Annotated in this window: 8 protein-coding genes; 6 read left to right on the plus strand and 2 right to left on the minus strand. The window is 48.6% G+C overall.

Features of this window, described 5'->3' with window-relative positions:
* The first annotated feature begins 50 nt into the window (after positions 1 to 50).
* From NNX04_RS16070 to NNX04_RS16095, 6 genes are all read left to right on the plus strand, one after another.
* On the plus strand, positions 51 to 1223 hold the full coding sequence (locus NNX04_RS16070) for a phosphoglycerate kinase (protein ID WP_040390983.1): 1173 nt from the start codon (positions 51 to 53) through the stop codon (positions 1221 to 1223).
* Positions 1224 to 1295: 72 nt separating this feature from the next.
* Positions 1296 to 3488: an AAA family ATPase gene (locus NNX04_RS16075; RefSeq protein WP_261946442.1), complete on the plus strand. Its 2193-nt coding sequence runs from the start codon at positions 1296 to 1298 to the stop codon at positions 3486 to 3488.
* 474 nt (positions 3489 to 3962) lie between these two features.
* A complete protein-coding gene (locus NNX04_RS16080; RefSeq protein WP_261946443.1) occupies positions 3963 to 6848 on the plus strand; it encodes a di-heme oxidoredictase family protein in 2886 nt (961 codons plus the stop codon).
* Between the two features lie 133 nt (positions 6849 to 6981).
* Complete coding sequence (locus NNX04_RS16085; RefSeq protein WP_261946444.1) at positions 6982 to 7884, plus strand: transporter substrate-binding domain-containing protein; 903 nt, start codon at positions 6982 to 6984, stop codon at positions 7882 to 7884.
* Between the two features lie 461 nt (positions 7885 to 8345).
* A complete protein-coding gene (locus NNX04_RS16090; protein ID WP_040390979.1) occupies positions 8346 to 11261 on the plus strand; it encodes a TonB-dependent receptor in 2916 nt (971 codons plus the stop codon).
* 124 nt (positions 11262 to 11385) lie between these two features.
* The gene (locus NNX04_RS16095) at positions 11386 to 12861 is read left to right on the plus strand and encodes a tryptophan halogenase family protein (RefSeq protein ID WP_261946445.1); all 1476 of its coding nucleotides are present in this window, start codon (positions 11386 to 11388) and stop codon (positions 12859 to 12861) included.
* A 19-nt stretch (positions 12862 to 12880) separates the two neighbouring features.
* On the opposite strand, the gene NNX04_RS16100 is transcribed toward NNX04_RS16095, so the two are convergent.
* Positions 12881 to 13591: a DUF6445 family protein gene (locus tag NNX04_RS16100; RefSeq protein ID WP_261946446.1), complete on the minus strand. Its 711-nt coding sequence runs from the start codon at positions 13589 to 13591 to the stop codon at positions 12881 to 12883.
* 59 nt (positions 13592 to 13650) lie between these two features.
* Positions 13651 to 14277 carry a hypothetical protein gene (locus NNX04_RS16105; RefSeq protein ID WP_261946447.1) on the minus strand — a complete coding sequence of 209 codons (627 nt, stop codon included), beginning with the start codon at positions 14275 to 14277 and terminating at the stop codon, positions 13651 to 13653.
* Positions 14278 to 14719 lie beyond the last annotated feature (442 nt).

A 14719-nucleotide genomic window follows, 5' to 3' on the forward strand; every position in this document is an offset into this window, starting at 1 on the left:
TTACAATGGCATTGGTTTTTATTCGGAGCCCTTTTTAAAAGGTGAAAAGCATGACTGTTAAATTGATGAAAGATCAGGATCTCGCTGGCAAACGTGTATTGATTCGTCAGGATCTGAACGTGCCCCTGGAAGATGGACGTATCACCAGTGCGGTGCGTATCGACGCTTCTATTCCTACCATTCAAGCGGCGCTGGCGGCCGGTGCCAAAGTAATGGTGATGTCGCACCTCGGGCGTCCCGATGAAGGGGTTTACGATGAGTCAGCGTCACTGGCGCCAGTGGCTAAATACCTGAGCGAAAAACTCGGTCGCGCTGTACCCCTGGTAAAAGATTGGGTAGATGGTTTTGCGATGGACGGCGACCTGGTGTTGCTGGAAAACGTTCGCTTCAATGTGGGCGAAGGTAAAAATTCTGATGAGCTGTCTAAAAAAATGGCAGCGCTGTGCGACGTGTTTGTGATGGACGCCTTTGGTACTGCGCACCGCGCGCAAGCATCGACTCACGGTGTAGCCAAGTTTGCCCCCGTTGCCTGTGCTGGCCCATTGTTGGCAGGTGAGTTGGACGCTTTGGCAAAAGTGCTCGATAACCCGGCGCGCCCCTTGGTGGCGATTGTGGGTGGTTCAAAAGTATCAACCAAATTGAGCGTGTTGGATGCCCTGTCAAAAATCGCTGACATTCTGGTGGTGGGTGGTGGTATCTCCAACACTTTTGTTGCGGCCGCGGGCAATCAAGTAGGTAACTCGCTGTACGAAAAAGATTTAATCCCCGAAGCACAGCGCCTGTGCAAAACCACCGAAGTGGTATTTGCGACTGATGTGCGTGTGACCAAAGAAGGCTTTAAAGAGTGGAACCACAAATCAGTGGCGACCGTTAAAAAGCCAAGCGAAATTGAAGCGGACGAAGAGATCATCGACTACGGCCCGGAAACCGCAGCACGTGTAGCCGAGATCATCAAAAACGCCAAAACCGTACTGTGGAACGGCCCTTGTGGTGTGTTTGAGTTTGATGCTTTTGCCCAGGGCACTGAAACCATTTCGCGCGCGATTGCCGAGAGCGACGCTTTCTCGGTAGCCGGTGGTGGCGATACCTTGGCTGCAATCGATAAGTGGAATCTGGCAGACAAAATCTCCTACGTATCTACCGGTGGCGGAGCATTCCTGGAGTTCGTAGAAGGAAAAGTATTGCCAGCAGTAGCGATTCTGGAAGAGCGCGCCAAGGGTTGATTGTTGACTAGGTAATTAAAAGCTCGTATCCGTAATTGGTGCGAGCTTTTTTGTTTTTTGGCGAGGGAAAAAATGGATAGAAAAATAAATTTTCGCCGTTGGAGCGACGTAATTTTGCTTGGTTTGGTTAGCTACGCCTGGGCGTACCTAATCGCGAGTGTTAGTGCTGTTCAGGTTGCATTTGGTAAATGGGTCAGTCTATTTTCATCGCTGCATATGGCTGTTCAAATTTTATTGGCGCTAACAGGGTTTTACTGCGCTCGTCACTTACTTTTATTTTTCAATGTCATCCACAAGCGCCAGCTTAAAAATATTCAGTTGTGCTTGGCGTACCCTCCGATTACATTTTCTATTGTTCTCTGCCTGTTGTTGTTTTTGTCGCAGTTTGATGTCATCAACTTCTTCAGAGGCAGCTTATTTGTCAGTTATTTTCTGGCGGCAGCACTGTTATTTATAATTTTGTTGTCGCTCTTATGTGCCTATGATTCTCTTTACAGTGAAAAACGAAAGGATAAACAAGAGCTGGTTCTGGTTCCTGATTGTATTACAGATGAAGAACAGAAAAATCACTACCGTTGGTTAATGTCGGAGCGTCCTCTTGATGAATGCGACAAGGATATACTTGGGCGAGGAGTTTATGTTACTCGCATAGCCCGGTTATTTGAGCCTGTTGACGGCAAGCGTAAACACAAGGCGAACCACATTGCCATAGTTGGGCCATTTGGAATTGGTAAAACCAGTACCTGGAAAAGTGTAAAGCAGCAATTGGGTGACGACTACATCTTTGTTCCCGTTGAGGGTTGGGGGCGAGGAGAAGGTACGGTTGCCGCACAAATCATTGATGACATGGTTGCCACCCTAACGAATTACGTCGATTGTGCGAGCATTCGAAATGTTCCCAAAGAGTATATGGCTGCTTTAAGTGGTGCGGACTTTAAAGGAATTTCTACTCTGGCAAAAATATTGCCATTACATAGCCATCACTCACCCGAAGAATTAATTAGAAAAATAGAAACTATTCTTTTGTCGATTGGAAAAGCCATGGTGGTGGTACTTGAGGATTTTGATAGAAATCCTCAGGAAGAAAACATCATGAATGAAGTCGCTGGATTACTCGACAGGCTAAGGGATCTACGGTCAATTAATTTCATAGTGTGCCTTGCGCCCGGCGTGCCATCTTACATATTAAGTAGAATCTCCTTGTATCGTGAAGATCTCTTGTCATTTGATGCGCAAAGCCTTGTCGAGAACACAATAGATTTAATGCAGGCTTGCGTCAAACGAAAAGACGGAGCTTGGTTCGGCGATGAACCACTGGAAACCGATGAATTTGTACGTGCAATGAGTAAATGTATTAAAACGCCGCGCGATGCAAAATACGTATTACGGCGTGCGCTTAATGCATGGGAAAAAGGTTTGGATGGCGAAGTGAATATGTATGACCTCATGGCTGTCAATGTGTTGCGCTATTGTGCCCCTGAGGCATTTGACTTTATGGTCGAAAATTATGATCAAATGAGAGAAGGCGTGAGGGATGTCGACTCTCCCATGAGGGATGCACTAGCTGGTAAGGCAATTGATTTGCTCTCTAAAGCAGGTGTTGATGAACTAAATGCTCGGAGTCTCATAAAAATCCTGTGGCCATCATGGCACTCTGCTGATGGGGTACCGCTCAATTTTAATGTGCAACGTGTCGCTGGCAGACTCGGTAGAGTATATTTAGAGCGCATTCTTACTGAGAAAATATCTCCAAGACATGAAGCTGAGACAGATCTTGAATTTTTTTTGGGAATACATGGAGGGGATCGCCATTGTGATGAGGCATTCATGAATAAGTTGTGTGGCTCCAAATATTGGTCGGAGAAATTTATAGAGCTTGTTGGTTACAGTTGCCAGAACACCAAAAAAGTGGAACAACGTATTGTTGAAGTATTTATTGATTTTATGGTGAGGAGTTGTAGGGATGGGAAAGATATATTTTTCAACAATCTCCCAAATGTTAGTTCTACCGATATAACATTTATCGTCAGCAAGGTAAGTGAAAAAAATAAGGAGGATGTCTTTGCCTTGTTTATAGATCAAATGCGCGATGACCCTGAAAAATTATTCAGTGAGCTGAGAGTCAGTCTGTATGGCGCCTACCCAGATCAGAAAAGGCTGTGGATTGAGCATAAGGAAGATCTACAGGCATGCTTAGATAATTCATCCAATATGTCTGCAGAGGCTAAATTGAACGCTCAGAAACTATTGTTTGATGCTCAGTGAAGGTGCTTGGTATTGGTGATAGCAGTCGTGTGAGCCATTTGTTGTGGGGATGCAGTTCTGAAAGAGCGCGCGCCAAGGCGTGATTGTTTGAATCCACCTCAAACACAGCGAAAAAGCGACCTGCGGGTCGCTTTTTTTATGGGGCAGCGCCTGGTTTTTAGTCTCAAATAAGGAATTTCGTACCGTGCGACTAGGTTCCACTTTTCGGCGTGAGTGGTATCTACACACTGGCGGTAACTCTTCCCACTTTCTTAACCTATTGAAAAATAAATAGATTTAATTTCCCCTTCCGCTAATCCTAAAAAAATGGGTGTCATCGATTGATCCTGCGTTGACTGAGACGACAGCTAAAAATTGGCTGGTAGCATGAAAGTGTGAAAGCAGTCTCAGCGGCGAGCCCTTACCCGATTCCACGTCTGCTGACACGGTTAACAACATTCCCTGTTAATAACGAATAAGGCACTGGGGTCATTTATGAAGAGTCAATCAAACAATCGCTTGTCCCTTAGGGGGCTGGCGCTAGTAGCATCCATTAGTTGCGTTACCGGTTTTGCACCCTCGGTATTGGCGCAAACCGTCAGTTCCAGCAGCGCGGCATCAGTTGCCAGTACTACCGGTATCACCCAGACTGCGGCCACTGCCGCGCAGTTGTATGTGAATACCACTCACTGGGCCGATGCGCATTACATCATCAATGGCGGTGGGCAATTAAACGTAGCCATGACCGCGCAGGATGGGCGAAAAGTCGTCAACCTCACCAATTTGCCGGCTGGCGCCACCATTCAATATCGCTTTACCTACTTCAATGGCAGTTTCGCGGTGGATGCGCCCTGGAGTACGTTTACGTTGGGCAGCCTCTCCTCCAGCTCGGTTGTATCCAGCTCAATCGCTCCGGTATCCAGTTCATCCGCACCTAGCTCGGCGGCGCCTTCCAGTTCAATAGCACCGTCCAGCTCAGTTGCGCCTTCAAGTGCCAGTGTGGCATCCAGCAGTTCGGTCGCCAGTACCCTGTGCCAGATGCAACAGACAGGCCCCACCAGTGCCACGGTAAACCTGACCAGCAGCAGCTGGGCGACCTTACACTACGCCGTGAATGGCGGCGGTCAGCTCAATGTGAGCATGAACCAGTCCGGTGGTAACAATAGTTATGTGATTAACGGTCTGGCGGCGGGTAATCAGATCAGTTATCGCTGTACCTATTGGGATACGGCAGCGGGTTTTGCGCGTGAGACGGCGCTGGCCAGTTACACCTTTGGTTCGCTCAGCTCATCTTCCCAGCCCAGTAGTGCACCACCAAGTTCCAGCAGCATAGCGCCCAGCTCAAGTAGTGCACCCAGTTCCAGTGTTGCGCCAAGCTCCAGCAGTGTCCCCAGTTCAAGTCCGGTAGCTAGCAGCTCCAGCAGTGTGGCCAGCAGCGTCGCACTGGGCGACATCACTCCATTGTTTAACCAAAACACTGCGCTTGAGCCCGTTATCCAATACGACCGTGGCGATGCATTAGTTACCCGCTTCAGTGACCGCGGCCGCGATCGCCATGCCAAAGAAAATCACTTCCAGGCCTACGATCACTACCTCACCTTCTATTGGGAGCAGCGCACGGCGGCCATCGAAATTGTCGATTATGTGGCCAAAGGCGGTACCAAAATTGTGATGAACGTGCGCGCCGAAGGTTTGCTGGACAATGCCCAAGCGGAGAATCGTTGGTGGTACGTAGGCCGCAATACTCTTGCCGAATATTGTGGCAATGGTGTTATGCAGCGCGTAAATGTGCCGGGCGATAACCGTTTTCACTACTACAAAGAGGACAGCTTCAACTGTCGCGAAGGCCGCGCTATTCAAATAGGCGACCAGATGGAGTTTGAAATCAGCCAGTTCCTGGATAAGGGCGGCGTATTGCGTGGGCGCGACAACTATTACGGTACCACCTACCTGTACATCGTCGGTCAAGGCTTGGTGCCCTGGGATGTGACCGACCGCAATGCTTTTGTTGGTGGCCTGTTTAAACAGCGCGACTCCATCCCCCTGCCAGTCAGCGCGCGTCTCGGTGGCGATACCACCTTGCACGTACAAATGACCGCTGAGCCCGACGGACACTTCCAGCAAATGGCAAACAACCTGGGTTATGAAAACGGCCAGCCATTTGTGCTCGGGCGCCGTGTGCATCACACCTCGTTCGAGGATGGTTCACACGATGAAAACTACGAAAACGGGGTTTTCACCGAGATGGTCGGCAAAGCCGGTACGCGCTACATCAATGATCGCTGCTCGGATTGCCACGAGCGCAATGGTCGCGCTGAGGTAGCCGGTGTAGGTCAATCGCTGGATCTGTGGGTGTTTAAAGTGGGTGATGCCTTGGGCAATCCGCATCCGCTGTTGGGCCGTGTATTGCAGACCGAAGCCAATGGCGGCGCCACTAGCGAAGGTGAAGCGGTTATCGCCTCCTGGACCGAGAGCAACGGTCTGCGTAAGCCTAACTACCAGTTCAGCGGCGTGCAGCCAGAGACCTTCTCTGCGCGTCTCGCCCCGCAATTGGTGGGCATGGGTTTACTGGAAGCCATTCCCGAGTCCGCGATCCTCGCCAATGAGGACGTCAACGACAGCAATAGCGATGGTATCTCCGGTAAAGCCCAGCGGGTGATAGACCCCGTCACCGGCGATACCCGTCTCGGTCGTTTTGGTTACAAAGCTGGCACCGGCAGCCTCAAACATCAAATTGCAGCGGCGTTTAATACCGACATGGGGGTGATGACCAGCGTTATGCCCAACCCGGACTGCGGTGCCAATCAAACTGACTGTGGCCCGAGCGGCGCCGAGTTGGCCAACGAGCACCTGGACAATCTCGTCAAATATGTCGCCCTGCTGGGGGTGCGTGGTCAGCGCGACTACAACAAACCCGAGGTGATTCAAGGCAAGGTGGTATTTGAAGCGATTGGTTGCCAGGGGTGCCATACCCCCAGTTTTGTCACCAGTGAGTTTGCGGCCTTTGCAGAGTTGCGCAGCCAGCTGATCCAACCCTATACCGATATGTTGTTGCACGACATGGGCCCGGAACTCGCTGACAGCTTGGGTGAAGGTGACGCCAGCGGTGCCGAATGGCGCACCGCCCCGCTCTGGGGCCTGGGTGTATCCGCTTGTGTGACTGGCGGTGTGACCGGTTTGCGCGGCAACGCTCCCGCTTTTGGCTTGGACGGTCAGGAAGTTTGTGTACCCAAAGAGAGCTACCTGCACGATGGGCGCGCTCGCACCATCGAGGAAGCCATTCGTTGGCATGGCGGTGAAGGTGCAAATTCCCGCGCCAACTACAACGCCCTCTCTGCCACCGACAAAGCGGCATTGCAGGCATTCCTGAAATCCCTATAACGACTCGTGCTGCGGAGGAGTTTAACTCCTCACCTTATGGGGGCTTCAGCCCCCTTTTTTCTTTTGATACGTCGTCTCATAACCGGAAAAGTACAACAGGTCCTCTACACTTACAGCATCTAGCGAGGTACCTATGCGACGGATGCATCTGGGCTTTACTGTCGGTTTCTTCTGCTTCCTGTTCAGCGGGGGGAGTCCCTGTGCCGCGCAGCAAGCCGCTATTGAATCCGCCAGTGCCGTCCCGGTCATGGAAGTGCGCTACTTTGATCGCGGCAAAAAAGACGCGCGTCACGCCTACAAATACCAGCTTATCCATGAACTATTGGAGGCCACTCGCGCCGAGTATGGCGATTACAAAGTAGTCCCGTTTGATGCTGAATCCAGTGCCAAGCGTCAGGCACTGCTTATCTCCGAGGGGCGGGTGCTGAATTTGACCTGGGCCTCTCCCGGCACCGTGATTGCCAATGCCGATGTCATTGCCATCCCTGTCGATATTCTCAAAGGCCTGCTGGGTTATCGCATCTGCCTCATAAATCCAGCCAATTTTCCGCCCGCTATCCGCAATTTGAGCGATATGGTGATAGGGCAGGGGTTGAATTGGTCCGACGTGGATATCTACCGCTTCAACGACATTCCGGTACGCGAGGCGCCCAGTTTTGAAGCCCTGTTCGATATGCTCGCGGTTAAGCGCTACCAATGTTTATCGCTTGGCGCCGATGAAGTGGTTTTCACCTGGCGGGAGAAAAAAGCCGACTACCCATTTTTGACCCTGGAGCCGCAGCTGCTGATTTATTACGACCACCCCATTTACTTGCAGGTCAGTAAAAAATCCCCCGAGCTGGCGCGCCGTTTGGAGTTGGGTTTGGCCAAGCTCATCCACAATGGCCGTTTTGATGCCCTGTTCGATCAGTATCACGCTGCCGATTTAAAGTTTCTGGCACTGCACCAGCGGCGGTATTTTTGTATGGTCACTCCCTACCTCCCTCTATCTGGCCAGTGCACTGAAACACCGGTTCTGCTGCAACACCAACCCTGACATCCGCATTCTTAACCTCTATTCCAGTTCTTTGTTGAGCCTTGTGTGGGTTATTTATTGCTCGCCTCTGGCGTGTTAATTCCCCTAAATGGCGTCTGAAAAACTATTCACGCGTTCCGCTTTTGGTTTTTTGGCTTCTCACCTTTTGTTTTTAGCGTCTCACTTCTGTCTTTTTGAGTTCCATTTTTAGCCTTGGGAAGAAAATACACAGTCTGTTTTATGGTCAATTTTTCACTTAAGTCTATGAAAAATATGAAGTTACTGTCGTCTCATTCATTGGTGCTTAAAGTGAAATGAGTCAGGTTTCATATTTTGCCAAGGTGGGACGACACCTATGGGGACAAGCGGGATTATGAAGTTGCTAGAAAACGAGTTGTGACCCAGCTTTTTGATGCGGTGTTGAGAGGCGCCGTCTGGACAGCACAACCAATCAATACCAATAAATAAAGATGGAGTTCTCCATGAGCAAAACACAAACAACGACTCAAGTGACTAGTTTCAAAAAGAAGCTGGTAGCAACGGCGGTTGCGTCGGCAATGATGGGCGTAAACGGCTTTGCCATCGCTCAGCAAGATGAAAATGTTGAAGAAGTAGTGGTTACCGGTATTCGTGGATCGCTTGTTCAATCTATGGATGTAAAGCGCAATAACGCGGGTGTGGTGGATGCGATTTCAGCGGAAGATATCGGCAAAATGCCTGATACCAACCTCGCAGAATCCCTGCAGCGTATCACGGGTGTTTCTATCGACCGTCAAAATGGCGAAGGCAGCCGTGTGACCGTTCGTGGTTTTGGCCCTGACTACAACGTGGTGACACTCAATGGTCGTCAAATGCCCGCTGCCAACCTTGAGGCTACCAATGCTTCGGCTTCGCGCTCATACGATTTTGCCAACCTGGCCGCTGAAAGCGTATCAGGTGTCGAGGTTTACAAAACAGGCCGCGCTAATCAAACCACCGGTGGTGTTGGCTCATTAATCAATATCAAAACCGCCCGCCCACTCGACGCACCCGGTATTAATGCGAGTGTTGGTGTGAAAGGGGTGATGGATGAGACTAACCGTAACGGTTCGGATCTCACACCGGAAGTTTCGGGTATTTTCAGTAATACCTTCGCTGACGATACCTTTGGTATTGCGTTGTCTGGTAGCTATCAAGAGCGCGACAGCGGTTTTAACAGCGCTGAAACAAGCAGCGGTTGGTACACCATTAAAGGTACTGCGGGCGACTGGGGCTCATTGCCTGCTGGCGATGCGTTTGTTAATCGCCCCCAGGAAAATGATGTTTACGCCGTACCGCGTAACATTCTTTACAGCATGAATGACATTCAGCGTAAGCGTACTAACGCCCAGTTGACCTTCCAGTGGGCTCCAGTGGATACGCTGAAAGCCACATTGGATTACACCTACGCAGAGCAGGAAGTTGAACAGCAACGTCAAGAGCTGTCAGCCTGGTTTAACGGTGTTCCTACCACGGGTGAATACACTCAAGGTACCAATACCGTTGGTTCAGTCGTCGGCCCAATTATTTATTCAGATGCGACAGGCGCTGATATTCAAGTGGGTGTAGCGGCATTTGGCACCAAAAACGAAAATAACTCGGTTGGTTTGAACCTGGAGTGGGATGCTACTGACAACCTTAAATTTGTTTTCGATTACCACAATTCAGATGCCGAAGCGGGTGCTTTGGATGACCGTGGTAGTAACAACATCATTGGTGTGCAGCAATTATCACGGGCAGGCGCAACCGTTGACTACAGCGGATACTTCCCAGTCACCAGCTTCCAGCATTCTGCGGGTGTGACCGATTTGGAAGCATCCCGGTTACTGGATTCAGGTTCCTCTTTCCGCAATGCAATCATGGAATCTGAAATCGAGCAGACTCAAATCAAGGGTGTTTATGCGTTTGATGACGGTCTCGTGAAGAGTATTGATTTCGGTATTGCGCTAACCGAAAACAGCAACCGCTCGGCATTCTCAAACGCTCAGCGTGATACCTGGGGTGGTGTATTTACACCGGCAGATTTTGATGACTCACTGTTTACCCAAGGTGACCTGCACTCGGAATTTTCTGCCCTCAAGGGTACCAATGCCCAGCGTACCTTTTTTAATGTGGATTTTGATGGATTTAGAGCCCGCATGGGTGAGCTGGGTGTTGACCTGGCAGCAAGCCCTGAATTCACTACCGATCGTCGCACACTGGAAGAGCAGCAAGCGGCTTATGTACAAACCAATCTGGGTTGGGAAACTGGCACCATGCCAACCAATTTAGCAGTGGGTGTGCGCTACGAATCAACGGATGTGACTTCCGATGCGCTGGTTCCGGTGTACACCTCTTTGGTGTGGTCAGGCGCGAACGAATTTAGTGCGGTGGCTGATGGCTCTGGCTTCACTACGCTAAAAGGTGAATACGATAATTGGCTGCCCAATATCGACTTTGATATCGAAGTGGTTGAAAACCTGTTGGTGCGCGCATCGGCAAGTAAAACAATTACACGCCCAAGCTACTCTGATATTCAAGGTGGCGTAACCATCAATCAGCTGGTGCGTTTTAACGGCGGTACAGGTGGTAGTGGCAACCCGGATCTCGATCCCTTTGAATCAACAAACTTTGACCTTTCTGCTGAGTTTTATTATGCAGAAGGTAGTTACGTGTCTTTTGGTTACTATCAAAAAGACGTGAAAAACTTTATCGGTCAGGACAGCTACACCTCGACCATTTTTGAGCTGGCGCACCCGGCACAAGGGCCGCGTTACCAGCAAGCGGTAGCGGCATTGGGTACCAGCGATGCAGCAGCCGTACGCGCTTATATGGAAGAGCAATATGGTTCGCCTATCGTGGGTGATGCCAGTCAAGGTGATCCATCAACTGAGTTCACTATCATCGCTCCATTCAATGCTAAAGAGGCGTCAATCGATGGCTTTGAATTTGCGGTACAGCATTTGTTTGGTGAGAGTGGCTTTGGCGGCATCGTTAACTTCACCACGGTGAATGGTGATATTGGTTACGACAACTACAATACCAATAAGGGTGAAGGTGTCGAAAACCAATTTGCACTGTTTGGCTTGAGTGATTCCGCTAACCTGGTGGGCTTCTATGACAAAGATGGTTTCCAGGTGCGTATTGCCTACAACTGGCGCGATGATTTCCTCAACTCAACCTTCGATGGCAACGGCGAGCGCAATCCGATTTACACCGAAGCCTATGGCCAAGTGGATATCAATATCAGTTACGAAATTAATGAAAACTTCTCTATTTTTGCAGAAGGTATCAATGTAACTGAAGAGGATCGTCGTTTGCATGGCCGTCATGAAAATATGGTTATTGCAGCAATTGAGCAAGGTGCACGCTACAACATTGGTGCACGTTATAAGTTCTAATAATCGCTAAGGTGATTTAAGGAGGAAACACAGCCGCTTATGCGGCTGTGTTTTTTTGTAGTGCCAATTTATTAAAAACAAATAAAAAATAATTATTTCGACTGCAACAAGAGAGGCTAGCAATATGACGGCAATAAAAAACCTGGTGATTGTTGGTGGCGGTACTGCAGGCTGGATGGCAGCGGCGGCCATTACCAAGCTATACGGGAAGATAGTCAATGTCACTCTGGTAGAGTCAGAGGAAATAGGCACTATAGGTGTTGGTGAAGCAACCATACCTACCATGGTTTTCTTTCACCAGTTATTGGGAATTAATGAGGCGGAATTTTTAAGTGCTACCCAGGGAACATTCAAGCTGGGTATTCGTTTTGAAAATTGGCGCGCACAAGGCAAGCATTATCTGCATGCATTTGGTGTAACCGGAAATGATTGTTGGGCCGCAGGCTTCCAGCATTTTTGGCGGCGCGGATTAGAATTAGGTATTGCTGGTGAATTTGGTGATTATTGTTTCGAGCGGCAAGCTGCAGAGCAATTAAGGTTTGCCCATATGCCCAATAATGGCCTCAATTATGCCTTTCATCTGGATGCCTCGCGCTACGCAAAATTTCTGCGCCAATTCAGTGAGGCGCAGGGGGCAACCCGGATAGAGGGAACTATTAAGCAGGTGACAACAGAGCCTCAAACAGGGTTTATTCAATCGGTCACACTTAATTCCGGGAAAATCATTGAAGGTGATTTTTTCTTTGATTGTAGTGGTATGCGCGGTTTGCTGATTGAACAAGCCTTGCACACAGGCTATGAAGATTGGTCGCATTGGCTTCCTTGTGATCGCGCGATTGCAGTGCAAACGGAATCTGTGCGTGAGCCTGTGCCTTATACTCGTTCTATTGCGCACTCTGCTGGCTGGCAATGGCAAATTCCATTGCGCCAACGCGTGGGAAATGGTTTGGTTTATTGCAGTAAATATCTGGCAGATGAAGATGCAAAAAAGTTATTGCTGGAAAATGTCGAAGGAAAACTATTGACCGAGCCGCGGCTGATTCATTTTCGTACCGGGCGCCGCTTGCAGCAATGGAACAAAAATTGTCTGGCGGTGGGGTTGTCCGGTGGATTCCTTGAGCCACTCGAATCTACCAGTATTCATTTAATCCAACAAAATATTGTGCGTTTTATGCGTATGTTTCCGGCTCAGGGCATAGTGCAGTCGGATATAGATGAATTTAATAAACAAGCAAAATTTGATTTGGAGCATATTCGCGATTTTATTATTTTGCATTATTGCGTGACTGAACGTACCGATTCGCCATTCTGGAATCACTGTCGCACCATGTCACTACCGGATTCTTTGGCGCATCGGATTAAGTTGTTTAAAGAAACGGGGCGTATGTTCCGCGAAGGCAACGAGCTATTTGATGACTCATGGTTACAGGTGATGATAGGGCAGGGGTTGATGCCGAGCTCTCATAATCCATTAGTGGATACTATGTCGCGTGATGAGTTGACCGTTTTCCTTTTGAAAATAAAAGACACGATTAGTAAAAAACTAAATGGCCTACCTTTGCATGCTGAATACCTAAAAAAATATCCGCTTCCTGATTAGGTGTTAATAATTGCTTTAGCTACATAAAGGCCAGAAAAGAATTAAGCGTTAGTCTGCCGGTATGGGGGTTGGTATCAATGCTTTTTTGTAGATTGATATAAGGAGAGTGCAGCAGGCAGCTGCGATAAATCACCAGCCGATTAAAGCATGCATTTATTTCACCTGTTTTGCTGTAGCGCCTGTCGCTGTCCAACTGATAGCGAGGTTCAGGTTCGCCATGTTGTTTCACGTCATCGTCGTAAGTTTGATCGTAAGTTGCACTTCTTGCTCGGGTAATAGTTTCAAAGTGTGTAAGGTTGTGGCGATAGAAGGAAGTGCCGCCATGTTCTGGTCCACATAGATAGAGCAATATTGCAAATTGATATTCGTAAGATGAGTCACGATGTGGTGCGCGTTGAAACAAATTTAAATCATCTTCTTTATGTGTTATCAGTGAAAATAAACATTTTGTGTGCTCTATGGTGCATTGCTCAGGCAATTGATAATGTTTTTTTATAATAGGCACAACGGTGCCAAACAACTGGCGAGTGTATTCTGCTGGCGCAAGGGATTTCACCCCAGGGTATTGAGTATGGTAAGGAATAAAAGGCTGATGTGCCGCCATGTTTACCAGTAGTTTCGGGTTATTTAAAAAGTTATCGATAATAAGGATTTTTTCTTTCTCAAGGCCAACGTTCTGGATGTTAATACTAATGTTTTTGTTAATAGAAAAGTCATCTGCGTTATTCATATGATTGGCTTAAAATTATTAATGTATATGGCAGCATAGATACCATGTTTTATTAATTTTTATCTATGCTCCGTTGGGTTATTAAACGTTAAGAATAATAATTTTAAATATTGGTGCAGTGAGAAGTCACTCAATGAGTATTGAATCCATTGGCTATTGGTGAGGGCAAAACCGGACAGTTCCGGCGTTTCACTGAATAAATTGCGATAGCTGTTTTCCTGTTGGTCGGCCCACTGCGGGTCGCGCACTTCACTGTCAAAATGCTGCGTCAGTGTCTGATTGAGGTTGAAATCAGGGTTTTCCTGCTGGGTTTTCAGCAGCCAATCGCTGAAGTCGTTGGCTTTGCGCAGGTGTTTTTCCATCTCCAGTTGGTGGAGTTGCTGTTGTAATTCCACCGGTGTGTTATGGGGTGTTGCGGCGGCTTGTGTTGCTTTTTTTGGAGAGTGCTGCTCAGCCAATAATTTTTTCAGGCGATTATTTTCTTGCTGTAGTTGTTCAATGGTTTTTGTCAGTGCGGCGTTGGTTCGCTGTGCGGCATAGTCAACTTGACTGCCTTGCGGCGAAATATTGTCCACATTTGTGGGGGGTACTGTTGCGGTTGTTGGGGATGTAAGGGAATAGCCGGCGAATGCACCACCGAGTGCGGCAATAACGGTGGTTCCCACCAGTGTTTTTAGTTGCACCATTGCGTGACTCCTTGTGTGGCTCCCTGGAATTGGTTGCTCTGGGCAGGTAGCGGCGACGCTGCCAGAACGTCGCAACCTTAACAAAAGTTTTTTTGATTTGTTGTCCCACTTTGGCGGCGACCTGAACATGGGATGAGCAGTGGTGGCAATCTGGCTATTGATTCACATCCTGGTCGTGGGTGGATTGGTTTGAGTTGCGGTGCTTTACCGAAAGTGAGACGTTTTATTGTTCGAGTAATATTGTTTTGCTGTGTTTTACACGAACGAACTTCCCTCTTTTATTCATCCGCAGGTGCTACCCGCCCCATGTTCGGCATACCGCGAAAGTGGGACGACACTCTTTTTATTTCCTGTCACTCTGAATTGGTAAACACAAACGATGTGCCCGTGGTTGAGCCGCGTGCGTGTTTTTGCTGATGTGATTTTTTCATTAGCTGTTGAA

Origin of the sequence: Cellvibrio sp. QJXJ, from assembly GCF_024452345.1 — a bacterium.
Taxonomy (GTDB): Bacteria; Pseudomonadota; Gammaproteobacteria; order Pseudomonadales; family Cellvibrionaceae; genus Cellvibrio.